The sequence below is a fragment of the Ruegeria sp. CJ3 genome, assembly GCF_056536725.1.
The window spans coordinates 257024-280318 of sequence record NZ_JBQFQE010000005.1 but is presented as its reverse complement, the minus strand read 5'-3'; the positions used below and the strand labels follow the sequence as shown (position 1 = coordinate 280318).

Here is a 23295-nt window from a genome sequence, read left to right as displayed (position 1 = left end):
CTAATATCCGGGGTCCGGTCGCACTTTCGACCCGTCCGAGAAACGGGACAGGCGAAATGCGGCCGGGTCAACACAAGGCGTGGTCTGCATCACAAGATCGGCCACCAGTCGCCCGGCACCGGGGCCAATGCCAAAGCCGTGGCCTGAAAAGCCGGTGGCGATGAACAACCCCGGCATCTGATCAACGCCCGAGATCACCGGGATCGCATCCGGGGTCACATCGATCATCCCGGCCCAGCTTTGCACGATCTCTGCCGCATCAAGCGCGGGCAGCGCTTTTCGGGCGCTCGCCCAAGCCTGACGCAGCGCCTTTTGCGAGGGCTCGGGGTCCAGCACCCGGCAATGCTCGAACGGGGTCACATCGCTGGGCAGCCAAGTGCGATCCTGCCGCGCCTCGGTCAGCCAGCGCCGCGACAGGCGGAAACGCAAGGATCGCCATTCCTGACGGAACGCGGGCAGGAATTGCCGAGCCAGACGAAAACTGTCAGGCACGATATCAACCGTGTTCTCATGCCCGGACGCGATCGTGTACCCGCCATCCGCGCGCTTGCGGATGGCAAAATCATCGCTCCACAGCGCCGCGCCGGGACCCGGTTCAGCCGGAGACGTCCGCATCACGGTGTTCAGCACTTTCAACTGCGGCAACGCGATCCCGGCATTGCCCGCAAACAGGCGCGACCACGCGCCGCCCGCCAGAACCACATGGCTGCAGGCGACGCGGCCCCGTTCGGTGAAAACCCCTGCGATGCGCCCCGCCTGCATGTCGATGCTGCGCACCGCGCAATTGGTCATGATCGCCGCGCCGCGGTCGCGCGCCGCCTCGGCTATCGCGGGGGCCGCCCATTGCGGCTCGGCTCGTCCGTCTTGCGGCATATACAGTGCCGATGGCAGGGCCATGGTGTTGTCGGGCAAAAGGGCGTCCAGTTCCGACCCAGAGACTATCCGCGCGCCGGTCTGCAACCCGTCGACATGCCGCAACCACCGCGTCAAGTTACCTGCGCTGCGCGCGTCCGACGCACCAAACAGGATGCCGGATTGGGCATAACCCGTCTTGCGCCGGGTCCGCGCCTCTAACCCTTGCCACAGGTGAACGGACTGCAGCATCAGCGGAATTTCACGCGGGTCGCGCATCCCCAGCCGCACCCAGCCCCAGTTGCGCGAGCTTTGTTCGCCCGCGATACGGCCTTTCTCACAGAGCAAGACCGAGACACCCCGCTCGGCCAGTTCGAGCGCGGTTGATACGCCGATAATGCCGCCGCCAATGACGACAACATCAACAAGCTTGGGAAGGGTGAAATCAGATTCGACAGGCGTCGGAGTCGGGCCAGGCATCAACCGCTCGGGATTAGGTCATCGAAGCGGCATCCAGCCCGAATACAGATGCGCTGACAATGCGCAACAGGCGCGCACCCCGGGGTTTCCCCAGACCTGTGTCCATTCGGCCAAAGCGCGACTCAGATCATCGCGCGATTGCGTCGCAATTCAGGCTGCGCCGGACAGTTGCGCCCATTTCTGGCGCAGCACATCGCCAAAGCCGGGCTCGTCCTGCACGGCGGGCGTTTCCTGCGGCTGCAGCGTCGGAAATTCGGTGCGCAGCGTTGGCTTTTCAACCACCGTCGCCGGTTTTTCCTCGCTCAGAATATCCGCGATTGTCGCATCCAGCGCGTCCTCGTCCAGCTCACGCGGCGCTGACTCCATAGGCTTCATTTGCATCGGAGCATGAAGCGGTTTGTCGTACCAATAGTCCATATTACCACCAATACCTTTACTGACATCCCAAACACGGATGCCTCTACCCAGTTAAACACGTCCGGCTTTTGTTCCCGTAATGCGGGGCCATCCACCGGAATGCGTCACGCTTGCCCCATATGAGGCAAACCCCGGTCACAAATGTGGCAAAAAATGGGCCGAAGCGCAAGCCGCCAACGCGGAACTGCCCGATAAATAAGGAAAAATGGAAAACAATACGAAACCCAAGCCCACATTGCGCTCAATCTTTCAACAATCAGGGCTGAAAGGGGGCGTTCGCCCTCACCCTCGGTCGCGCCAGCGATTCACGATGGGATAGCGTCGGTCCAGCCAGAAGGCGCGCGGCGTCAGGCGCGTGCCCGGCGCAGACTGGAAGCGTTTGTATTCGCTGATGTAAATCAGATGTTCGACCCGCTCTGCTTCGGTCTTGTCGAACCCGGCGGCCACACAATCGGCGACCGAGCCATCCTGATCCACCAGAATGTCCAGGATCGCATCCAGCACCGGGTAATCCGGCAGGCTGTCGCTGTCCTTCTGGTCCTCACGCAGTTCTGCACTGGGCGGCTTGTCGATGACAGACGGGCGGATAACCTCGCCCTCAGGCCCCATCATCCAGTCGCGATGATTGGCATTGCGCCAGCGGCAGGTCTCGAACACGCGGGTTTTGTAGAGGTCCTTGATCGGATTATAGCCGCCGTTCATGTCGCCATAGATGGTGGCATAGCCCACCGCGACCTCGGATTTGTTGCCGGTGGTCAACAGCATCTCGCCAAACTTGTTCGAGATCGCCATCAGCAACAGCCCGCGAAGGCGGGATTGGATGTTTTCCTCGGTCAGGTCCGCATCCCGCCCTTCAAACAGAGGGGCCAGCGTGTCGGTCACGGCGGCTCGACCTTGCGAGATCGGCACGAAGTCATAATGCACGCCCAACGCCTTGGCGACCGCCTCGGCATCATCCAAAGAGCTTTGGCTGGTATACTCCGACGGCAGCATCACACAGCGCACATTCCCAGCCCCGATGGCATCAACCGCAATCGCAGCCACCAGCGCTGAATCCACGCCACCCGACAAGCCCAGAACGGCCTTCCTGAACCCGGTCTTGCCCATGTAGTCGCGCAAGGATTGCACCATGGCGCGATAATCCTGCTCCCAGACATCAGGCTGAGGCACGACCTCGCCGCGCGCAATGCGCCAGCCGTCATCGCCGCGCAGCAGGTCGATATGCTGCACCGCCTCGTCAAAGACCGGCATCCGAAAGGCCAGCTCTCCGCCCGGGTTCAGGCCGAAGGTGGCACCGTCAAACACCTGATCATCCTGCCCGCCGACCATGTTCAGATAGATCACCGGCAACCCGGTTTCGACCGTCCGCGCCACCATGTGGTTCAGCCGGATATCGTATTTGTCGCGGAAATACGGCGAGCCATTGGGGATCAGCAGGAACTCGGCCCCGGTTTCCTCAAGCGTTTCGGCCACATCCTCGTGCCAGCCATCCTCGCAGATCGGGCTGCCGATGCGGATGTTGCCAACCGCATAAGGCCCGCCTAGGGGGCCAGCATCATACAGGCGGACCTCGTCGAAGACCGTCTCGTTGGGCAGGTGATGCTTCAGAACCTTGCTGACGATCCGTCCGCCCTTGAGAATCAGATAGGCGTTGTAAAGCTTGCCGCCCTCGACCCAAGGCCCACCGATGGCCAGCGCGGGGCCATCGGCACAGTGTTCGGCCAGCGCCTCGACCGCAGCCATCGCCGCCCGGTGAAACACCGGCTTCATCACCAGATCCTGCGTGTTGTACCCGGTGATGAACATCTCGGGCAGCGCCACCAGATCGGCCTGCGCCGCGCGCCCTTCGGCCCATGCTGCGGCGGCCTTGGCGGCATTGCCGTCGATATCGCCCACGGTCGGGTTCAGCTGCGCCAGAGTGATACGGAACCGGTCGGCCATTTTGCCCTCATGCCTTCGTCAGTCTTTCAGGGATTTAGCAGATCACAGCGCAAGTAAAAGACAAATGCGGCAAAAGCCGTTGCCCTGCCCCCGGCGGTATCCTAGTTTTGCCCCTGACCAACATCAGGATACCCGCAGGCAGGTATGACCATGAACGCCATCCGCACCTCAATTGCCGCCGCAACGCTTGCCCTGCTGACGCAGCCCGCCCTCGGTCAGCAGGACGGGCAGATCGTGATCGCCGATGACGATGTCGGCGGCGTCTACGAGGGCACGTTCGAAAACGGCCTACGCCACGGCACCGGCACCTATCGGCTGCCCAGCGGGTTCGAATATACCGGCCAGTGGGCCGAAGGTGAGATCCAGGGCCAGGGGATTGCGCGCTATGCCAATGGCTCGGTCTATGAAGGCAACTTTGTCAAAGGCCGCCCCGAAGGCCGCGGCAAGATCACCTATGCCGACGGCCAGACCTATGAGGGCGACTGGTCCGAAGGGGCCATCAACGGCACCGGAATTGCCGAATACACCAACGGGATGCGCTATGAGGGCGGATTCAGCGACGCCCGGCGGCATGGCAAGGGCGTGCTGACCGGCACCGACGGCTATGTCTATGACGGCGATTGGGTCGATGGCCGCAAAGAAGGGGCCGCAAAGATCACCTATGCCGACGGCAGCACCTATGACGGCGGCGTCAAGGCCGGGCAGCGCCACGGTACGGGCAACTTGAATCTGGCGGGCGGCATGACCTATTCCGGCGACTGGGTCGAGGACGCGATGAGCGGAATGGGGCGGCTGGTCTACCCCAATGGCGATGTCTACGAAGGCGACCTGACGGACGGGCGGCGTCAGGGCAAGGGCAAGGTGACCTATGCCAACGGCGCGGTTTACGAAGGCGATTTCAACGATGATACGCGCCACGGTCAGGGTATCTTTACCGGTCTCGACGGCTTTCGCTATTCCGGCGCTTGGGCCAATGGCCAGATCGCCGGGCTGGGTGAGGTCACATATGCGGACGGGTCGGTCTATATCGGCGATTTTCTGGACGACCTGCAGCATGGCAAGGGCCGCACCACCTATCCCAACGGCACCGTCTATGACGGCGACTGGGTTGCGGGCGTCTTCGAGGGCTCGGGCACCGCAACCTATCCCAACGGCACGGTCTACAAGGGCCAGTTCAGAAACGCCCGCAGCCATGGCACCGGCGTTCTGACCTTCGCGAATGGCTATCGCTATGAAGGAGACTGGGTGGATGGTGTTCGGCGCGGCAAGGGCAAGGCGACCTTTCCCGACGGCACCGTCTATGAAGGCGATTTCGACAATGGCGAACGCCATGGCAAGGGTACCCTGACGCGGCCGGGCGGGTTTACCTACACGGGCGACTGGGCCGCGGGCAAGATCTCCGGCTTCGGCACCGCCACCTATGAGACCGGGGATATCTACGAAGGTCATTTTCTGGAAAATAAGCGGCACGGCGATGGCACCATGCGCTATGCGGGCGGCGAGGTTGAAACCGGTGTGTGGGACAACGACACGCTGACCTCTCAGCCCCAGCAGAGCGCGCCCACTCCTGCGCCCGAGGCCGTGGCCCCCGAAACCGAAGACGCGCCCGAGACGACCGGGGCGGCCACATCCGACGGCTAAGCCGCGCCTACCACGGCACAGGCTTTCCGGCCCAGTCAAAGAAACCGCCTGTATCAGCAGGCGTCAGCCCCTCGGTGACGCCCAGCAGATTGCGCGCGGCCTCGTCCGGGTCAACGGCTGGGTGCCGCCCAAGATACTTGCGGGTGAACTCCGTTCGGACCGTCCCCGGGTGCAGCGCAACGCAGACGGCGCGTTTGTGCGTCCGCGCCAGTTCGATGGCCGCAGTGTGCACGATCTGGTTCACCGCCGCCTTTGCCGCCCGATAGCTGACCCAGCCGCCCAGCCGGTTGTCGCCAATCGACCCCACCCGCGCCGACAGCACCCCGACGACCGCCCGCCGGTCGCGGGGCAGCAGCCGCGCGGCCTGTTTCAGAACCAGCGCCGGGCCCACCGCATTCAGCGCAAACTGATCCATCATCGCCCGCGCCGACAGCGCCCGCATGGTCTTTTCCGGCCCGGCCCCGTCAATCTCGAGCGCGCCCGACGCCACGAGGATCAGGTCAAACGGACCCGGGGTCTGCGACAGGATATGCTCGGCCACCTCGGGCACGCGCAGATCGAACCCGTCGGCCGAACGTGACAGCCGCGTCACGGCAATCCCTTGCGCCTCAAGCCGGGCACACAGCGCGCGGCCAATGCCTCCGGTCGCGCCGATGATCAATGCGTTTTTCATACCCTGACAGTTAGCGGTCAACGTGGCCCGATCAACGCCGCGCGCCCGATAAACCACATGGGCGCATTTTCTTTCTTTTCATTCGCGGCGGGCGCTGTATAAGCTCAACCCCATGATCAACCGCGCAGATATCCCCCTGACCGACACCGCCATCCGCGGTGCGTCGCTGCGTGGCCTACTGATCCTAATCCGCCTCTGAGCGTGCCATCCGGCGCGCCCGCTCAGAGGAGGACGCCCGCGCGCCATTGGCTTTAGGACAGAAGAAGAAAGAGAAATCCCATGACCAACGTGACCGACCAAGACCGCGTCTTGATCTTCGACACCACTTTGCGCGACGGCGAACAAAGCCCCGGCGCCACCATGACCCATGCCGAAAAGCTCGAGATCGCCGAGCTGCTGGACGACATGGGCGTCGACATCATCGAGGCCGGGTTCCCCATCGCCTCGGAAGGTGATTTCAAGGCCGTTTCCGAGATCGCCCAGCGGTCGAAGAACAGCCGCATCTGCGGGCTTGCGCGCGCCAATTTCGCCGATATCGACCGCTGTTGGGAGGCGGTGAAACACGCCGGGAAGAACCGCATTCATACGTTCATCGGCACCTCTCCGCTGCACCGGGCCATCCCGAACCTGACACAGGATGAGATGGCCGACAAAATCCACGAAACGGTCAGCCACGCGCGCAACCTGTGCGAAAACGTGCAATGGTCGCCGATGGATGCGACACGGACCGAGTGGGACTACCTGTGCCGCGTGATCGAGATTGCGATCAAGGCGGGCGCGACGACGATCAACATTCCCGATACGGTGGGCTATACCGCACCGATGGAATCCGCAGACCTGATCAAGCGCCTGATCGAGACGGTTCCGGGCGCGGATGAGGTGATCTTCGCCACCCATTGCCACAACGATCTGGGCATGGCGACCGCGAACTCGCTGGCGGCTGTCGCGGGCGGTGCGCGTCAGATCGAATGCACCATCAACGGTCTGGGCGAACGCGCCGGCAACACGGCTTTGGAAGAGGTGGTGATGGCGCTGCGGACCCGCAACGACATCATGCCATGGAATACCGGCATCGACACCACCAAGATCATGCATATCTCGCGCCGGGTGGCGACGGTGTCGGGCTTTAACGTCCAGTTCAACAAGGCCATCGTCGGCAAGAATGCCTTTGCCCATGAAAGCGGCATCCATCAGGACGGGATGCTGAAGAACCGCGAGAATTTCGAGATCATGCGGCCCGAGGACATCGGCCTTTCGGGGACCTCTCTGCCGCTGGGTAAACACTCGGGCCGCGCGGCATTGCGCGACAAGCTGGAAACGCTTGGGTACGAGGTCGGCGACAACCAGCTCAAGGACATTTTCGTGCGGTTCAAGGATTTGGCCGACCGCAAGAAAGAGGTCTTTGACGATGACCTGATTGCCCTGATGACGCTGGATGACGATGATGACTATCTGCAACTGGTCTCGATGAAGGTGACCTGTGGCACCGGCGGGCAGGCGGAATCGACGGTCGAGATGGAGGTCGAAGGCGCGGATGTGACCGCCACCGAATATGGCGACGGGCCGGTGGATGCGACCTTCAAGGCGATCCGGGCGATCCATCCGAACAAGGCGCATCTTCAGCTCTATCAGGTCCATGCGGTGACCGAAGGCACCGATGCGCAGGCCACGGTTTCGGTGCGTCTGGAAGAGGATGGCATGATCGCGACCGGTCAGTCTGCTGACACCGATACGGTTGTGGCCTCGGCCAAGGCTTATATCCACGCGCTGAACCGCCTGATCATGCGCCGCGAAAAGGCAGGCCCCGGCGCCGACGCGCGCGAGATCAGCTATAAAGACCTGACCTGATCAACGGGGAACGCTCCCGCACCCGCGGGTGCCCGGCTACGCCGAACCCCCTTGCGGCTTTGGGCCCGGCAGCGCGCCTTTGGCGCGCTGCCGGGCCCAACTCGTTTGACGGCATCTTTGATGCTGCCAAACGGGGCGGGAGTATTTCTTTTTTTAGAAACAGCTCAGAGTTTTTCGAACAACGTCGAAAGGCGACCCATCTCGCCCTCAATCCCAAAGGGCGCATTCAGCATGAACATGCCCGAGCCCAGCATGCGATGCCCCTCGCGCGCCGGAGGGAACCTCACCTCATGGCAGATCGCCTTGGGATAACCCGCTGATTTCAATGCCGAGATCATGGGTGTGTGCCGCCCATCCGTCAGGATCGGATACCACAACGCAATCACCCCAACATTCCATTTGCGATGCAGCTTGGCGATCACCCCGGGCAAGCGGTCGTAATCCGCCTTCACCTCATAGCTGGGGTCGATCAGCATCATCCCCCGCCGCGGCGTCGGTGGCAGCAGGGACTGCGCCAGCTCAAAACCGTCCTGCTGGTAGACCTTCGCGCGATAGGGTGACAACGCCAGCGAAAGCGCCGCGTATTCCTGCGGGTGCAACTCGGCAAAATGCAGACTGTCCTGCGCGCGCAGCAGATTTGCCGCAATCAACGGCGACCCAGGATATGTCGCCGCACCATGACGGGCCTGCACCGTATCCAGCACACGCGCCATCGGATGATCCGCACCAAACCACCCCTGGCGCTGCACCCGCGCGATACCGGCGGCGGCTTCGCCAGTGCGGACGGCCTCGGGTGCATCAAGGCGATACAGACCGCGCCCGGAATGCGTCTCGATATAGCTGATCGGTTTGTCTTTTTGGGTCAGATAGCCCAGCACCCACGCTAATAAAGCGTGCTTTTGTACATCAGCCAGATTCCCGGCGTGGTAAATATGTTGATATGAGAGCATTTTGCCTTCTAAAGTCCCTATCAATAAGGCGGAAAGGTGCTGATTGTCGCGGAATCAGCCCTTTAACCGGGCGAGATGGCACCCTATAAGGCATCCGTCCCGGAACCGTCGAGTCGCGGGCAGTGGAAATTCTGACAAACGGGATCAGTAGATTATGGGCATCTTTGGCAATCTGGGCGGCCTGTTCACCGCGGACATGGCTATCGACCTTGGGACAGCGAACACGCTGGTCTATGTCAAAGGGCGCGGCGTGATCCTGTCTGAACCCTCGGTGGTGGCTTATCACGTCAAGGATGGTGTGAAGAAAGTGCTGGCCGTTGGTGAAGACGCCAAGCTGATGCTGGGCCGGACGCCCGGGTCCATCGAAGCCATCCGCCCGATGCGCGAAGGCGTGATTGCCGATTTCGACACCGCCGAAGAGATGATCAAGCATTTCATCCGCAAGGTTCACAAACGCTCGACCTTTTCAAAACCGAAGATCATCGTCTGCGTCCCTCATGGTGCAACACCTGTTGAAAAACGCGCGATCCGACAGTCGGTTCTCTCGGCTGGCGCACGTCGCGCAGGTCTGATTGCCGAGCCGATTGCGGCAGCGATTGGGGCAGGTATGCCGATCACCGATCCGACCGGCAACATGGTTGTCGACATTGGCGGCGGCACCACCGAGGTGGCCGTTCTGTCGCTGGGCGACATCGTCTATGCCCGCTCGGTCCGCGTTGGCGGAGACCGGATGGACGAAGCCATCATCTCGTACCTACGCCGTCAGCAGAACCTGCTGGTCGGGGAATCCACTGCCGAACGCATCAAGACCACCATCGGTACCGCCCGTATGCCCGACGATGGCCGCGGCCAGTCGATGCACATCCGCGGGCGCGACCTGCTGAACGGTGTCCCGAAGGAAATCGAAATCAGTCAGGCGCAAGTTGCCGAGGCGCTGTCCGAACCCGTCCAAGCGATCTGTGAGGCAGTGATGACCGCACTTGAGACCACGCCGCCCGATCTGGCGGCGGACATCGTTGACCGGGGTGTCATGCTGACCGGCGGCGGCGCATTGCTGGGCGATCTGGATCTGGCGCTGCGCGAACAGACCGGTCTGGCCGTGTCGATTGCCGATGAAAGCCTGAATTGTGTGGCTTTGGGCACCGGCAAGGCGCTGGAATACGAAAAACAACTGCGCCACGCGATTGACTACGAAAGCTAAGGCGCGCACCCTTATGGGGTGAGAACTCGGGCACGAGCAGCACGGGAAGGTAACCTGTGGCAAAGGACCGATCACAGCGCGATGAATACACGACCCCCTTGCGCCGTCTGCTGCTGGGGATCGTGGTGCTGTGCCTGCTCGCGATCTTTCTGGTCTGGCGCATCGACAGCCCGCGTGTGGAACGGTTCCGGGCGCAGGTGGTGGATACAGTGGTGCCTTCGATGGAATGGGCGATGGTGCCGGTGACAGCCGCCGTCAACCTCGCGCGGGACTTCCAAAGTTACCAGCGCCTGAGCGAACAGAACCAGGAACTGCGCAGCGAGCTGCGCCTGATGCGCGCTTGGAAAGAGGCCGCGCTGCAGCTGGAGCAGGAAAACGCCCGTCTGCTGGACCTCAACAATGTGCGGCTCGACCCCCGGCTGACTTATGTGACCGGGGTGGTGATGGCCGACAGTGGCTCTCCGTTCCGGCAATCGGTGTTGTTGAACGTGGGGGAACGTGACGGGATCGTCGATGGTTGGGCCACGATGGACGGGATCGGCGTTGTGGGCCGTATCTCGGGCGTTGGCGCGGATACGGCGCGGGTGATCCTGCTTACAGATGCCTCGAGCGCGATACCGGCGACCATCCAGCCCTCGGGCCAGACCGCGCTGATTACCGGGGACAACAGCGCCTCGCCGCTGGTTGAGTTTCTGGAAAACCGTGAACTGGTCCGCCCCGGTGACCGGGTTGTGACCTCGGGCGATGGCGGCGTCTTCCCCGGCGGGTTGCTGATCGGCCAGATCGCCGTCGACCCCGGCGGGCGGCTGCGGGTGCGCCTGTCGGCGGATTTCGAGCGGCTTGAATTCCTGCGGGTGCTGCGGTTCCAGTCGGCCCAGCCCATCAGCGACCCCGGCGGCATCGTCGGCCCACGCCAGCCCGAAGCGGCCCTGACCGCACCGGAGGCCACCGATGGATAGGCCATCCTCGCACCTCTGGATGAAACGCGGGCTGTATCTGGCACTGGCGGTGCTGGTGATGTTCCTGCACCTGCTGCCACTGGATTCGAAACCGGATCGCTGGCCGTTTCCCGATATCCTGATGGCGCTGACCTATGCCTGGGTGCTGCGCCGCCCCGAATATGTGCCGATCCTTGCGATTGCCTTTGTGATGCTGATGGCCGATCTGCTGCTGCAACGTCCTCCGGGGTTGCTGGCGGCGTTGGTGGTCATGGGCGCCTCGTACCTGCGCACGGCAGCACCGGGGATGCGCGATGGAGGGTTCGTCAGTGAATGGACCACGGTCGGCGCCGTGATCACGGCAGTTTTTGTGCTCAACCGCGTCATTCTTGCTATTCTGTCGGTGCAACAGGCAGCGCTGGGGCCGGTGGTGATACAGGTGGTTCTGACAATTGCGATATACCCGCTGATCGTTCTGCTCAGCCAGAGCGCGTTTGGCGTGCGCCGCAAATCCGTCGCCGACACCACCGCAGCAGGCGCACGGGCATGAAACAGCGCAAGCCCAAATCCCAAGGCCTCGCCTACAAACGCCTGCCGCGCCGCGCACTTGTGCTGGGCGGGCTACAGGCGGCCTTCATCGGCGGGCTGGCGGCGCGGATGCGGTTCATGCAGGTCGATCAGGCCGACGAATATCGCCTGCTGGCCGAGGAAAACCGCATCAACATCCGTCTGATCCCGCCTACGCGCGGGCGGATTTACGATCGCAACGGGCAGATCATCGGCCAGAACTCGCCCTCGTACCGCATCGTGATCGTGCGCGAGGATGCAGGCGATATCGACAAGGTCATCGCCAAACTGTCCGATCTGATCCCGCTGAACGAGGATGAGATTGAGCGCGCGCGCACCGAAATGCGCCGCTCGGCCCCGTTCCTGCCCGTCACACTGGTTGATCAGGTGACGTGGGAAGATATCTCGAAAGTCGCCGTCAACGCCCCGGCCCTGCCCGGCGTCACGCCCGAGGTCGGCCAGACCCGGCAATACCCACGCTATGAGGATTTCGCCCATATCGTCGGCTATGTCGGCCCCGTCAGTGACTATGACCTGAGCCAGATCGAAGATCCCGAACCGGTGCTGCGCATCCCCCGGTTCCAGATCGGCAAGGTCGGTCTTGAGGCCAAGCAAGAGATCGACCTGCGTGGCAGGGCGGGTTCAAAGCGGGTCGAGGTCAACGCCACTGGCCGTGTCATGCGCGAGTTGGACCGACAAGAGGGTCAACCCGGCGCTGATCTGCAACTGTCCGTCGACGCAGACCTTCAGCAATATGCGCAGGCACGGTTAGCCGGAGAAAGCGCCGCCGCTGTTGTGATCGATTGCGAAACCGGCGATCTGCGCGCGATGGCCTCGGCCCCCAGCTTCGATCCCAATCTATTCGTGCGCGGCATCTCGGTCGCGGATTATCAGATCCTGACACAGGACAAGTACCGCCCGCTGGCCAACAAGACGGTTCAGGGCACATACCCGCCCGGATCGACCTTCAAGATGGTTACTGCCTTGGCCGCGCTTGAAGCCGGTGTCGTTGGTCCCGGTAACACCGTATATTGCCCCGGCCACCTCAAGGTCGGCAGCCGCCGCTTCCACTGCTGGAAGCGCGGAGGCCACGGCATGGTGGACCTCAACACATCGCTCAAGCGCAGCTGTGACGTTTATTACTATGACGTGGCGATCAAGGTCGGCATCGACAAAATATCCGAGATGGCGCGTACTCTTGGGCTGGGGGTCAAACACGACATCCCCATGTCCGCCGTGCGCGCCGGTCTGGCCCCCAATCAGGAATGGAAGCAACGCACCCATGGCGAGGACTGGCTGATCGGCGATACGGCCAATGCCTCGATCGGGCAGGGTTTCATGCTGGCCTCGCCCATGCAACTGGCTGTCATGACAGCAAGGATCGCCACCGGGCGTGCCGTCACGCCCCGTCTGGTCCGATCCATTGACGGCATCGAACAGCCAACAGGCGCGGGTGAGCCACTTGGGATCAACCGCGCCAACCTGAACTACATCCGCGAGGCGATGTGGTCGGTATCGAACGACCGGCGCGGGACGGCCTATCGCAGCCGGATCATCGCAGATGATTTCCGCATGGCTGGCAAGACCGGCACCAGCCAGGTGCGCAACATCACCAAGGCCGAGCGCGCCGCAGGGGTGATCCGCAACGAGGACCTGCCCTGGGAACGCCGCGACCATGCGCTGTTTGTTAGCTTCGCGCCCTATGACAACCCGAAATACGCCATCGCCGTTGTGGTGGAACATGGCGGCGGCGGGTCAAAGGCCGCCGCGCCGGTTGCGCGCGATATCATGCTGCAGGCGCTTTATAACGGCACACCGCCGCTTGAGGCCTATCCGACCGGTGATCGCGAGCGCATCAAGGAACAACAAAAACGGCTTGAGGGTGACCGCCGCCCCAAAGCGCGTCCTGACGCAAAGGACCGCGCATGAGCTATCTTGAATACGCCGTCAAATCCACGCCCTCGGGGTTCCGCAAATTCCTGTATATGAACTGGCCGCTGACGCTGCTGCTGATCAGCGTCGCAAGTGCCGGCTTCCTGATGCTGTTCTCGGTCGCGGGCGGATCGTGGACACCGTGGGCCGAGCCGCAAATGGAACGCTTTGGGCTGGGCCTGACGGTGATGTTCATCATCGCGCTGGTGCCGATCTGGTTCTGGCGGAATATGTCGGTCGTGGCCTATCTGGGCTCAATCGGCCTACTGATCGTGGTCGAGCTGTTTGGCACCATCGGCATGGGCGCGCAACGTTGGATCGACCTTGGGTTCATGCGGCTGCAACCGTCCGAGGTGATGAAGGTAGCGCTGGTTATGGTACTGGCGGCCTATTATGATTGGCTGCCCGCACACAAAACCTCGCGTCCACTTTGGGTGATCATCCCGGTCATCCTGATCCTGATCCCCACCTTCATGGTGTTGCGTCAGCCGGACCTCGGCACCTCGATCCTGCTGCTGGCCGCGGGCGGAGGGCTGATGTTTCTGGCCGGTGTCCATTGGGCCTATTTTGCCGCCGTGATCGCGGCGGGGGTTGGCCTGATTGCCACGGTGTTCAACAGTCGCGGGACTGAATGGCAGCTGCTCAAGGACTATCAGTTCCGCCGGATTGATACGTTTCTGGACCCCTCAACCGACCCGTTAGGTGCAGGCTATCACATTACGCAATCCAAGATCGCGCTGGGCTCAGGCGGTTGGAACGGGCGCGGGTTCATGCAAGGCACCCAGTCGCGTCTGAACTTCCTGCCCGAGAAGCACACCGATTTCATCTTCACCACCCTGGCCGAGGAATTCGGCTTTGTCGGCGGTATCACCCTGCTGATCCTCTATGGTCTGATCCTGATCTTCTGCATGGTCACAGCGCTGGCGACCAAGGACCGGTTCTCGTCCCTTGTGACGCTGGGCATTGCGCTGAACTTCTTCCTGTTCTTTGCGGTGAATATGTCGATGGTCATGGGGCTGGCCCCGGTCGTGGGTGTGCCGCTGCCGATGGTCAGCTATGGCGGCTCGGCGATGCTGGTGCTGATGGCCGCCTTCGGCATCGTGCAAAGCGCCCATATCCACCGCCCCCGCTGAAAGGTCCTCCATGCCCGTCAACGTCCTGTTTTCCGCCCGCCCCGGGCTGTGGCCGGAATATGAACCGCTGCTGCGCAAAGGGCTGACCGAGGCCGGGTTGGACTTTCATCTGGCCACCGACATCCCCGCCGATCAGGTCGACTATGTGGTCTATGCCCCGAACGGAGGGGTGCGGGATTTCACGCCGTTCACGCGGCTGAAAGCCGTGCTCAGCCTTTGGGCCGGGGTCGAGAGCATTTCGGACAATGAAACCCTGACCGTCCCGCTGGCGCGCATGGTAGACAGCGGGCTGAAACAGGGCATGACGGAATGGGTGGTGGGCCACGTGCTGCGTTATCACCTCGGGATGGACCGCCATATCACTCAGCAGGATACGACGTGGGAGCCGGACGCCCCACCGTTAGCCACGCAGCGCACGGTCTGCGTTCTGGGTCTGGGCGAATTGGGCGAGGCTGCGGCACGGGCGCTGGCCGCGTTGAATTTCCATGTCATCGGTTGGAGCCGCACCGCCAAGGACATCCCCGGTGTGACCTGTCTGCATGGGGCAGACGGCCTGCGGGACGCGTTGGCACAGGCGGAAATCCTTGTGCTGTTGTTGCCGGACACGGCGGCGACCACAAATATACTGAATGCTGAGACGCTTGCCCTTCTGCCGAAAGGGGCCTGCATCATCAACCCGGGTCGGGGGCCTTTGATCGATGATGATGCCCTGCTGGCGGCCCTGAAGTCAGGACAGGTTGGCCACGCCACGCTGGACGTGTTCCGCACCGAACCCCTGCCGCCCGAGCATCCCTATTGGGCCCAGCCAAACGTGACAGTGACGCCGCATATCGCCTCGGAGACCCGGCCCGTTACCGCCGCTCAGGTCATTTGCGAGAACATTCGCCGAGGTGAGGCGGGCGAGCCCTTTCTCCACCTCGTCGATCGTGATCTGGGCTATTAGGCCGCGATCAGCCCGCGACCTTTCAGCAGGGCTTCGACCCCCGGCAGACGCCCGCGGAAGGCCAGATACAGGTCCTCGGCCTCGCGTGAACCGCCAGTGGACAGAATGTTATCCTCCAACGCCTTAGCGCGTTCGGGATCAAACGCACCGCCTGCTTCCTCGAACGCTGCAAACGCATCGGCATCCATGACCTCGGACCACATATAGCTGTAATAGCCTGAGCTATAGCCGTCGCCCGCAAACACATGAGCAAAATGCGGCGTTGCATGGCGCATTCCGATGGCCGACGGCATGCCCAGATCGGCCAGAACCTCGGCCTGCTTGGCCATTGGATCAGCGGGTGCGGCCCCGTCATGGAAGGCCAGATCGACCAGAGCCGAGGCGACATATTCCACCGTCTGGAACCCCTGATCGAAATTGGCGGCCTGCAGCACCTTGTCCAACATCTCTTGCGGCATCGGCGCGCCGGTTTCGGCATGGGTTGCGAATTCGGCCAGAACCTCGGGCACTTCCAGCCAGTGTTCGTAAAGCTGGCTGGGCAGTTCGACGAAATCCCGCGCCACCGAGGTGCCCGAGATACTCTCATAGGTCACGTTGGACAGCATCTGATGCAGCGCATGGCCGAACTCGTGAAACAGCGTGCGCGCATCGTCATAAGACAGCAGTGCCGGATCGCCCTTGGCGAAGTTGCAGACATTGATCACGACCGGAGCCTGCGTCTTCGGGAACTTCGCCTGCCCGCGCATCGCGCTGCACCACGCGCCCGAGCGTTTTGAGCCGCGCGCGAAGTAATCGCCGATGAAGACTGCGATATGCTGCCCGTCGCGTGTCACCTCCCACGCGCGACAATCGGGGTGATAGAGCGGCACGTCCAGCGGTGAGAACTCCAACCCGAACAGGCGGTTGGCGCAGGCAAAAGACGCCTCGATCATCCGGTCCAGTTGCAGGTATGGCTTCAGCGCGGCTTCATCGAGATCATGTTCGGCCTTGCGCCGTTTCTCGGCATAGTAGCGCCAGTCCCACGCTTCCAGCGGGCCGTTGACGCCATCTTCTTGCATCATCGCGGTCAGCACCTCGGCATCTGCGTTGGCGCGGGTTTTGGCGGGCTGCCACACATCCATCAACAGATCACGCACGCGATCCGGTGTGCGGGCCATCTCGGTCTCAAGCTTGTAGTCGGCGAAACTGGCATACCCCAACAGCTTGGCACGTTCCTCGCGCAGGCGCAGGATTTCTGCCGCAATCTCTCGGTTGTCGGTCTCACCGCCATTTGCCCCGCGCGCGGTCCACGCGCGATAGGCCTTTTCACGCAGGTCCCGGCGGGGTGAAAACTGTAAAAACGGCACGATGATTGACCGCGACAGGGTCACGACGGGGCCATCCGCCCCCTTCTCCTGCCCCGCGGCACGGGCGGCATCCACAGCAAAATCCGGCAGGCCCTGCAGGTCATCCTCGGTCAGGTCCATGAACCAATCCCGCTCATCGGCCAGAAGGTTCTGGGTAAAGGAGGTCCCCAACGAGGCCAGCCGCGCCTTGATCTCTTGCATCCGCGCGTCGGCCTCACCTTCCAGCGCAGCGCCTGCGCGGACAAACCCGCGATGCGACAGCATCAGCACCCGCGCCTGTTCGTCTGTCAGGCCCAGCTCGTCGCGGCGCGCCCATAGATCAGCCACCCGTTGAAACAGCGCCTTGTTCGATGAAATGCCCGAGAAATGCGCCGCCAGTTTCGGAGAGAACTCCCGCTGCAACTCTTCGCGTTTGGGATTGCTGTCCGCGCCTGCAACCGTGAAGAACACCGACAGAACCTTGTCCAACTGCTCGCCTGCAGCTTCCAACGCCTCGATCGTGTTGGCAAAACTGGGCGCTTCGGGGTTCGCCGCGATTGCGTCGATCTGCGCGTTATGCGCCTGCAGCGCCTGTTCCAAAGCAGGGGCGAAATCACCGTCTGAGATATCTGCAAACGGGGCGAGTTCGAAGGGCGTGGTCCAGTCGGACAGGATCGGGTTGGTCATGCGGGTCTCCTTTGGTCTCTACCTAGGAAACCCACCCGCAAGGGTCCAGTGCGCGCGATGAAATTACGCGCCTGCACCGCAGATGGGGCAATCGGCGCGCTGCGACAGGGTGATCTTGCGGCTTTCGCCATAAAGCGCATCGTAGATCAACATCTCACCCCGAAGGGCCTGCCCCGCACCCGTAATCACCTTGATCGCCTCAACCGCCATCATCGAACCGACAACTCCGGGCAGAGGGCCAATCACGCCCGCCTCGGCGCAGGACGGGGCCAGACCGGGGGCCGGAGCCTCGGGGAAAATACACTGATAGCAGGGCGCGCCGCTGGCGGGATCAAAAACGCTAAGCTGCCCTTCCCATTGCGACAGCGCGCCCGAGATCAGCGGTTTGTTCAGCGCGACGGCGGTCCGGTTGGCCAGATAACGGGTGTCGAAATTGTCGGTGCCGTCGAGGATCAGATCGAAATCGGCAAACAGGTCTGCGGCGATCTCTTCGGTCAGCCTCCGGTGATAGGGCAAGACAACCACGTTGGGGTTCTGCGCTTCCATGGCCTGCTGGGCCGAAAACACCTTGGGCATCCCGATATCCGCGTCGCGGTGAATGACCTGCCGTTGCAGGTTCGCGTTCTCGACCTCGTCATCGTCGATCACGCCGATCGTGCCCACGCCGGCCGCAGCCAGATATTGCAGGGCCGGAGCCCCCAGACCGCCCGCGCCGATCACCAGCACCCGCGCCTGTTTCATCTTCTTCTGCCCCGGCCCGCCCAGTTCGCGCAGGACGATGTGGCGGGCATAGCGTTCCAGCTCGGTCTCGGTGAACTGATCTGAGGGCATCTTGGGCTCCTTAGCCTCGGCGGTTTCCGCTCGGTTTCGCAGCGCTTTCACGCCCCGACCATAAAGCAGAACCAGCACCGCAGAGCCAGCAAGGATCAACCACATCGCTGCAGAGCCGCCAGTTGCCTGACGCAAGGGGTTGCCTTCGGGCAAAACCAGTTGCGCGACGATCACCCCGGCCAGCAGCGTGCCAATAGACACCATCCGCGCAGTACGCGACACACCGGCCATCCAGCCCACGCCCCACAGCCCGGCGGCAAGGATCAGAACCAGCAGCATCAGCCGCGCCCGGTCGAACCAAAGCCGCCAGCGCCCCGATCGGTCTCGGACAGGGCATCGGTGGCCTCGAAGGTCGCCTGCACCACGGGGGCGACGACAAGCTGTGCAATGCGCTCTCCGTGGGTGATTTCGAACGGATCCTGCCCGGCATTCAGGACGATCACCCCAAGCGGACCGCGATAATCGCTGTCGATGGTGCCGGGTGTGTTCGGCAGGGTGATACCATGCTTCAACGCCAGACCCGAGCGTGGACGCACCTGTACCTCAAACCCTTGCGGGATTTCGATCCGCAAGCCTGTCGGCACCAACGCGCGCTGCCCGGGGTCCAGCGTGATCGAGGCCTTGCCCGGCAGGTTGGCCCGCACATCCGCCCCGGCAGCCCCCGATGTTTCGTAAGAGGGCAACGGAATCGAAGGATCAGACCCATCCTCACGGATCACACGAATTGCAACCATCCCAGCACCTCTCGTTCTTTGCGGAAATTACCCTGCCAAAGCCGCAGCAATCTTCTGCGCCAGCCGATCGGCCACGGCGTCCTTGCCCATGCGCGGCCATTCCTCGGCCCCATCGTCCGAGATCAGGATCACCGCATTCTCGGACCCGCCCATGATACCTGTTGCCGGGCTCACATCATTGGCCACGATCCAGTCACAGCCTTTGCGCGCGCGTTTGGCAGTGGCGTGTTCGATGACACTGTCCGTTTCCGCCGCGAAGCCCACCACCAGCGCGGGGCGGCCCGCCTCCATCCCGGCGACACGTTTCAGGATATCCGGGTTCTCGGCAAATTCCAGCGTCGGCAACCCATCGCGGCTTTTCTTCAGCTTCTTGTCCGAGGCCGTGGCCACGCGCCAATCTGCCACCGCCGCGGCAAAGACACCTGCATCGACAGGCAAAGCAGCCTCGACCGCATCGGACATTTCCTGCGCGGTCTCAACCGCGACAACCTGCACGCCTTCGGGCGGCGCAACGTCAGCAGGGCCAGTAACAAAAACCACCTCGGCGCCCAACGCCGCCAGCGCCCGCGCCACCGCTGTGCCCTGCGCGCCCGACGACCGGTTGGCGATGTAGCGCACAGGGTCAATCGGTTCATGGGTCGGGCCAGACGTCACCAGCACACGCTTGCCCTTCAAGGGGCCGTCGCCAAGCTGCGCCTCGATGGCTGCAACAATCTCCAACGGTTCCGACATGCGGCCCGGGCCGTATTCACCGCAGGCCATGTCGCCCTCATTCGGGCCGACAAACCGGACGCCATCCGCCTGCAACTGCGCCAGATTGCGCCGCGTCGCCGGATGATCCCACATCCGCACATTCATCGCGGGCGCACACAGAACCGGCGTGTCGGTCGCCATCAGCAGGGTCGAGGCCAGATCATTGGCTAGCCCCCCCGCCATCTTGCCCATCAGATCAGCCGTTGCCGGGGCACCGACGATCAGATCGGCCGAGCGCGACAACTGGATATGCCCCATCTCGGCCTCATCGGTCAGGTCAAACAGATCGCGATAAACTTTCTCACCAGCCAGCGCGGAAACCGACAGGGGCGTCACGAATTCCTCGGCAGCGCGGGTCAGGACCGGCGTGACCGACGCGCCACGCTCGCGCAGACGCCGGATCAGGTCCAGCGACTTGTAGGCCGCGATCCCGCCACCGATGATCAGCAGAATACGTTTGGTTGCCAACATATGTTGCCCTTCCCGTCCCGGTCGGCCCCGACATTAGGCAAGGCAGCCGGGCAGTTCCAGCGGTTAATTCTGAGACTCGAAGGCCTTGCAAGGGTCCTCGCGCTCGACGGTTGGGCTGTCGATCACCGCGTCAAACTCACCATTGATAAGCCCATCTTCGGACTGCCCCAGCACGAAAACCTTCAGGCCCGGACGCAACCGCGCAAGAAAGGTTGGAATACCGCGGTCCTTGCGGGCATGGCCGTTGCCGGTAATCACCGCGATCGGCCCGCCGGTTTCATCCGCAGCGCGCAGGATCGCGCGGGTCAGGACCGCATCGCGCAAACGCTGGATCGCAACCATCTGCGGCAACGCCTCGGCGGGCAGCGCGTCGCAATGGGCCGCAAGTTGATCGGCCTCGCGCGCGGCCTGATCCTCAGGCGGCAGTGGTACGGTCAGCCCATAGCGCGCCGCATCAGCGCCCAGTGCGGTGGCGGCTCCGCGCTCCATCGCAGCACGCGCGGCTGTGCGGGGCACCATCGCCCCGTAGACCGGCACATTTGCGGCCTGAAAGACAGGATAATACATGCTGAGCGGCGGCCAGCCCGATTCAGCCCAGCGCAGAATTCTAGACAGTTCCTCGGGGTTAGACACCGCCTTTTGCGCCAGTCTTTGCGCGCCTTCCTCGGTCACCATCTCCCACACGACAGCCGAGGGCATGATGGCCGCGATTGCTTCTGCCTGCACAAGGTGATGCTGCGGATTGTCGTGAACCTCACCCAAGATGACCACGTCAGCCGCTTGCATGTCGGCCAACACATCCTCGGGAATCATATCAGCCGCACGGCCTCTGTCAGGCACGGTGGCAAGCAACAGAATGGCCGCAAGAATCGCAAAAGGTTTCATGCGAAGAAGTGTTGCACCTCGCGCGATTGCGCTTCAAGGTTCTTGCGCATTTTCACGAAGGCCGCCGCCTCAAGCTGACGCACGCGTTCTTTCGACAGGCCCAGCTCTTTTCCAAGGCTTTCAAGCGTCCGCACCGGGTCGCGCAGCTTGCGTTCGCGCACGATAAAGCGCTCGCGCTCATTCAGGGCCTGCATCGCGGTGACCAGCCATTCGCGCAGTTGCCGCGTGTCATGGTTGTGCTCGACCGCCTCAGCAGCCTGTTCGCGATCATCCTCCAGCGCGTCAATCCATTCGCGCCCGTCCTCATCCGCCGATTGCACCGCGTTCAGTGAGAAATCGGATCCGGCAAGCCGCCCTTCCATCATTTCGACATCCCGCAGAGGAACTCCGATCTCGGTGGCGATCATCTGATGCAGCTGATGCCGATCCAGCTCGACCCCTTCGGTCGCGGCTTCGCGTTCCAAACGCGCTTGTACCCGGCGCATGTTGAAAAACAGCGATTTCTGAGACGAGGTCGACCCGGTGCGCACCATCGACCAGTTGCGCATGACGTAATCCTGAATGCTTGCCTTGATCCACCAGACTGCATAGGTCGAAAAGCGTACGCCCCGATCCGGGTCGAACTTGTCGGCAGCTTTCATCAGGCCCAGGCCGGCCTCTTGGATCAGATCGTTCATCGGCGCGCCATAGCGTTTGAACTTGGCCGCCATCGAAATCGCCAGCCGCATATACGCGGTGATCAGACGGTGCAGGGCCTGCTCGTCCCGGTCATCACGCCAGGCATAGGCCAGCCGCAATTCTGTCTCGGCATCCAGCAGTTCCGCCTTCATCGCCTGTCGGGACATCGAGAAATCGTTTGCGTTGTCCAGTGCCATGAAACTCTCCCTTTGCCACAGGCGATTGGCCGGGCTTGTCACGCCGACCTGAGGTCGATACGCAGAACAAAACCGGGTGGATCACCAGAAAGGTAATAAAAGTGCATCCCGATTTAACCTTCGTGTTGGGCGGCGCAGCCTCAGGCAAGTCGCTTTTTGCAGAACAACTTGCTGTTTCCACAGGGAAAAGCCAGATATATCTGGCCACATCACAAGTGTTTGATGATGAGATGCGCCTGAAAATCAGGCAACATATTGCACAAAGAGGCAGCAACTGGACCACGATCGAGGCTCCGTTCGACCTGTCGCCCGAGCTTGCAAAGCTGACAGCGGACCAAGTGTGCCTGATCGATTGTGCGACCATGTGGCTGACCAATCATCTGCTGGCCGAGAATAATCTGCAGCAGGCTCAGGCCGGTTTGCTGGACGCGTTGAAGACCTGCGCGGCCCAGATCGTGATCGTCTCGAACGAGGTCGGCCACGGGATCGTGCCCGACAATGCCCTGTCGCGCCGCTTTCGTGAAGCGCAGGGGCGGCTGAACATTGCGCTGGCTGCGCAGGCCGACCGTGTGGTGCAGGTGACTGCCGGGTTGCCCTTGGTCCTGAAAGGTGAACCCCTTTGACCCGCCTGCATCTGGTGCGGCACGGGCCGACCCATGCCAAAACCATGGTCGGCTGGTCCGACCTGCCCGCTGACCTGAGCGACACCGCTGCGCTTGACCGCCTGTCCGCGCATCTGCCAACGCAGGCCATCGTGATCTCATCCGACCTGTCCCGCGCTGCCGATACCGCGAGCGCCATTCAAGGCGCGCGCACACGCCTGCCCCACCGCGAAGACCTGCGCGAGATCAACTTCGGCACTTGGGAGTTGCGGGGTTTCAAAGAGATCGAGGCCGAAGACCCCGAACTGTGCTTTGCCTATTGGGACAATCCGGGCGAGGTCCGCCCCCCGAACGGCGAAAGCTGGAACGAGGTCCGCGCGCGGGTTGATACAGCCATCGATACGCTGATCGCCGCCCATACCGGCCATGATCTGATCATCGTGGCCCATTTCGGCGTGATCCTGACGCAAGTGCAGCGCGCCCTGAATGTCGAGGCGCAAGAGGCGTTTGGCCACCGGATCGACAACCTCTCGGTCACCGAGATCACCCATCACGGTGATCGCTGGTCCGTGGGTCGGATCAATCACCGACCGTGATGGGGTCGCGCACAAATCTC

The 23295-nt window shown here is 62.5% G+C and carries 21 protein-coding genes; 10 read left to right on the top strand and 11 right to left on the bottom strand.

The genetic code is table 11. The features are described 5' to 3' along the window. The 3 genes from ACR0J1_RS11715 to ACR0J1_RS11705 all read right to left on the bottom strand — a co-directional run bounded on the left by ACR0J1_RS11715 (position 1) and on the right by ACR0J1_RS11705 (position 3690). Positions 1-1332, bottom strand: a complete 1332-nt coding sequence (locus ACR0J1_RS11715) for an NAD(P)/FAD-dependent oxidoreductase (RefSeq protein ID WP_480732996.1) — start codon at positions 1330-1332, stop codon at positions 1-3. Between the two features lie 150 nt (positions 1333-1482). After that, positions 1483-1749 (bottom strand): hypothetical protein, encoded by a 267-nt coding sequence (locus ACR0J1_RS11710; protein WP_480732995.1) that lies wholly within the window; start codon positions 1747-1749, stop codon positions 1483-1485. A 282-nt stretch (positions 1750-2031) separates the two neighbouring features. Beyond that, entirely contained in the window at positions 2032-3690 is a 1659-nt protein-coding gene (locus tag ACR0J1_RS11705) for an NAD+ synthase (RefSeq protein ID WP_480732994.1), read from the bottom strand. A 150-nt stretch (positions 3691-3840) separates the two neighbouring features. On the opposite strand from ACR0J1_RS11705, the gene ACR0J1_RS11700 reads away from it, so the two are divergent. Continuing rightward, entirely contained in the window at positions 3841-5331 is a 1491-nt protein-coding gene (locus ACR0J1_RS11700; RefSeq protein WP_480733050.1) for an MORN repeat-containing protein, read from the top strand. A gap of 7 nt (positions 5332-5338) precedes the next feature. On the opposite strand, the gene ACR0J1_RS11695 is transcribed toward ACR0J1_RS11700, so the two are convergent. Next, a complete protein-coding gene (locus ACR0J1_RS11695; protein ID WP_480732993.1) occupies positions 5339-6004 on the bottom strand; it encodes an SDR family NAD(P)-dependent oxidoreductase in 666 nt (221 codons plus the stop codon). Positions 6005-6283: 279 nt separating this feature from the next. Between ACR0J1_RS11695 and ACR0J1_RS11690 the strand changes: the two genes are divergently transcribed. Then, positions 6284-7852, top strand: coding sequence for a 2-isopropylmalate synthase (locus ACR0J1_RS11690; protein ID WP_480732992.1), 1569 nt, complete (start codon positions 6284-6286; stop codon positions 7850-7852). 164 nt (positions 7853-8016) lie between these two features. On the opposite strand, the gene ACR0J1_RS11685 is transcribed toward ACR0J1_RS11690, so the two are convergent. Beyond that, positions 8017-8802, bottom strand: coding sequence for a 23S rRNA (adenine(2030)-N(6))-methyltransferase RlmJ (locus ACR0J1_RS11685; RefSeq protein ID WP_480732991.1), 786 nt, complete (start codon positions 8800-8802; stop codon positions 8017-8019). Between the two features lie 154 nt (positions 8803-8956). On the opposite strand from ACR0J1_RS11685, the gene ACR0J1_RS11680 reads away from it, so the two are divergent. The 6 genes from ACR0J1_RS11680 to ACR0J1_RS11655 are packed head-to-tail and all read left to right on the top strand — an operon-like array spanning position 8957 to position 15516. After that, positions 8957-10003 carry a rod shape-determining protein gene (locus ACR0J1_RS11680; protein WP_008756832.1) on the top strand — a complete coding sequence of 349 codons (1047 nt, stop codon included), beginning with the start codon at positions 8957-8959 and terminating at the stop codon, positions 10001-10003. A 56-nt stretch (positions 10004-10059) separates the two neighbouring features. Beyond that, positions 10060-10962, top strand: coding sequence for a rod shape-determining protein MreC (gene mreC / locus ACR0J1_RS11675; protein ID WP_480732990.1), 903 nt, complete (start codon positions 10060-10062; stop codon positions 10960-10962). Beyond that, on the top strand, positions 10955-11491 hold the full coding sequence (locus ACR0J1_RS11670; protein ID WP_480732989.1) for a rod shape-determining protein MreD: 537 nt from the start codon (positions 10955-10957) through the stop codon (positions 11489-11491). The genes mreC and ACR0J1_RS11670 overlap by 8 nt, the downstream gene beginning before the upstream one ends. Further along, on the top strand, positions 11488-13437 hold the full coding sequence (gene mrdA, locus ACR0J1_RS11665) for a penicillin-binding protein 2 (RefSeq protein ID WP_480732988.1): 1950 nt from the start codon (positions 11488-11490) through the stop codon (positions 13435-13437). The genes ACR0J1_RS11670 and mrdA overlap by 4 nt, the downstream gene beginning before the upstream one ends. Continuing rightward, positions 13434-14573, top strand: a complete 1140-nt coding sequence (rodA, locus tag ACR0J1_RS11660) for a rod shape-determining protein RodA (RefSeq protein WP_480532049.1) — start codon at positions 13434-13436, stop codon at positions 14571-14573. The genes mrdA and rodA overlap by 4 nt, the downstream gene beginning before the upstream one ends. A 10-nt stretch (positions 14574-14583) precedes the next feature. Further along, positions 14584-15516, top strand: coding sequence for a 2-hydroxyacid dehydrogenase (locus tag ACR0J1_RS11655; protein ID WP_480732987.1), 933 nt, complete (start codon positions 14584-14586; stop codon positions 15514-15516). Here the strand turns inward: ACR0J1_RS11655 and ACR0J1_RS11650 are convergent. The 6 genes from ACR0J1_RS11650 to ACR0J1_RS11625 all read right to left on the bottom strand — a co-directional run bounded on the left by ACR0J1_RS11650 (position 15513) and on the right by ACR0J1_RS11625 (position 22077). Beyond that, the gene (locus tag ACR0J1_RS11650) at positions 15513-17528 is read right to left on the bottom strand and encodes a M3 family metallopeptidase (protein ID WP_480732986.1); all 2016 of its coding nucleotides are present in this window, start codon (positions 17526-17528) and stop codon (positions 15513-15515) included. The two genes, ACR0J1_RS11655 and ACR0J1_RS11650, sit on opposite strands and share 4 nt — an antisense overlap. Before the next feature lie 63 nt (positions 17529-17591). After that, entirely contained in the window at positions 17592-18638 is a 1047-nt protein-coding gene (locus ACR0J1_RS11645; protein WP_480732985.1) for a HesA/MoeB/ThiF family protein, read from the bottom strand. Next, positions 18638-19093, bottom strand: coding sequence for a dUTP diphosphatase (gene dut, locus ACR0J1_RS11640; protein ID WP_480732984.1), 456 nt, complete (start codon positions 19091-19093; stop codon positions 18638-18640). Before dut ends, ACR0J1_RS11645 begins: the two co-directional genes overlap by 1 nt. Positions 19094-19120: 27 nt before the next feature. Then, positions 19121-20317, bottom strand: coding sequence for a bifunctional phosphopantothenoylcysteine decarboxylase/phosphopantothenate--cysteine ligase CoaBC (gene coaBC / locus ACR0J1_RS11635; protein WP_480732983.1), 1197 nt, complete (start codon positions 20315-20317; stop codon positions 19121-19123). Between the two features lie 63 nt (positions 20318-20380). Further along, entirely contained in the window at positions 20381-21202 is an 822-nt protein-coding gene (locus ACR0J1_RS11630; RefSeq protein ID WP_480732982.1) for a ChaN family lipoprotein, read from the bottom strand. Continuing rightward, on the bottom strand, positions 21199-22077 hold the full coding sequence (locus ACR0J1_RS11625) for an RNA polymerase factor sigma-32 (RefSeq protein ID WP_480732981.1): 879 nt from the start codon (positions 22075-22077) through the stop codon (positions 21199-21201). The genes ACR0J1_RS11630 and ACR0J1_RS11625 overlap by 4 nt, the downstream gene beginning before the upstream one ends. 101 nt (positions 22078-22178) lie before the next feature. On the opposite strand from ACR0J1_RS11625, the gene cobU reads away from it, so the two are divergent. Next, positions 22179-22700 carry a bifunctional adenosylcobinamide kinase/adenosylcobinamide-phosphate guanylyltransferase gene (gene cobU, locus ACR0J1_RS11620; RefSeq protein WP_480732980.1) on the top strand — a complete coding sequence of 174 codons (522 nt, stop codon included), beginning with the start codon at positions 22179-22181 and terminating at the stop codon, positions 22698-22700. Then, a complete protein-coding gene (locus ACR0J1_RS11615; protein WP_480732979.1) occupies positions 22697-23275 on the top strand; it encodes a histidine phosphatase family protein in 579 nt (192 codons plus the stop codon). The genes cobU and ACR0J1_RS11615 overlap by 4 nt, the downstream gene beginning before the upstream one ends. The last annotated feature ends 20 nt before the right edge of the window (positions 23276-23295 follow it).

What these genes read in the sequence shown, in the direction of transcription:
- ACR0J1_RS11715 (WP_480732996.1), bottom strand. Translation starts at nt 1,332, where the DNA reads ATGCCTGGCCCGACTCCGACGCCTGTCGAATCTGATTTCACCCTTCCC.
- ACR0J1_RS11710 (WP_480732995.1), bottom strand. Translation starts at nt 1,749, where the DNA reads ATGGACTATTGGTACGACAAACCGCTTCATGCTCCGATGCAAATGAAG.
- ACR0J1_RS11705 (WP_480732994.1), bottom strand. Translation starts at nt 3,690, where the DNA reads ATGGCCGACCGGTTCCGTATCACTCTGGCGCAGCTGAACCCGACCGTG.
- ACR0J1_RS11700 (WP_480733050.1), top strand. Translation starts at nt 3,841, where the DNA reads ATGAACGCCATCCGCACCTCAATTGCCGCCGCAACGCTTGCCCTGCTG.
- ACR0J1_RS11695 (WP_480732993.1), bottom strand. Translation starts at nt 6,004, where the DNA reads ATGAAAAACGCATTGATCATCGGCGCGACCGGAGGCATTGGCCGCGCG.
- ACR0J1_RS11690 (WP_480732992.1), top strand. Translation starts at nt 6,284, where the DNA reads ATGACCAACGTGACCGACCAAGACCGCGTCTTGATCTTCGACACCACT.
- ACR0J1_RS11685 (WP_480732991.1), bottom strand. Translation starts at nt 8,802, where the DNA reads ATGCTCTCATATCAACATATTTACCACGCCGGGAATCTGGCTGATGTA.
- ACR0J1_RS11680 (WP_008756832.1), top strand. Translation starts at nt 8,957, where the DNA reads ATGGGCATCTTTGGCAATCTGGGCGGCCTGTTCACCGCGGACATGGCT.
- ACR0J1_RS11670 (WP_480732989.1), top strand. Translation starts at nt 10,955, where the DNA reads ATGGATAGGCCATCCTCGCACCTCTGGATGAAACGCGGGCTGTATCTG.
- mrdA (WP_480732988.1), top strand. Translation starts at nt 11,488, where the DNA reads ATGAAACAGCGCAAGCCCAAATCCCAAGGCCTCGCCTACAAACGCCTG.
- rodA (WP_480532049.1), top strand. Translation starts at nt 13,434, where the DNA reads ATGAGCTATCTTGAATACGCCGTCAAATCCACGCCCTCGGGGTTCCGC.
- ACR0J1_RS11655 (WP_480732987.1), top strand. Translation starts at nt 14,584, where the DNA reads ATGCCCGTCAACGTCCTGTTTTCCGCCCGCCCCGGGCTGTGGCCGGAA.
- ACR0J1_RS11650 (WP_480732986.1), bottom strand. Translation starts at nt 17,528, where the DNA reads ATGACCAACCCGATCCTGTCCGACTGGACCACGCCCTTCGAACTCGCC.
- ACR0J1_RS11645 (WP_480732985.1), bottom strand. Translation starts at nt 18,638, where the DNA reads ATGCTGCTGGTTCTGATCCTTGCCGCCGGGCTGTGGGGCGTGGGCTGG.
- dut (WP_480732984.1), bottom strand. Translation starts at nt 19,093, where the DNA reads ATGGTTGCAATTCGTGTGATCCGTGAGGATGGGTCTGATCCTTCGATT.
- coaBC (WP_480732983.1), bottom strand. Translation starts at nt 20,317, where the DNA reads ATGTTGGCAACCAAACGTATTCTGCTGATCATCGGTGGCGGGATCGCG.
- ACR0J1_RS11630 (WP_480732982.1), bottom strand. Translation starts at nt 21,202, where the DNA reads ATGAAACCTTTTGCGATTCTTGCGGCCATTCTGTTGCTTGCCACCGTG.
- ACR0J1_RS11625 (WP_480732981.1), bottom strand. Translation starts at nt 22,077, where the DNA reads ATGGCACTGGACAACGCAAACGATTTCTCGATGTCCCGACAGGCGATG.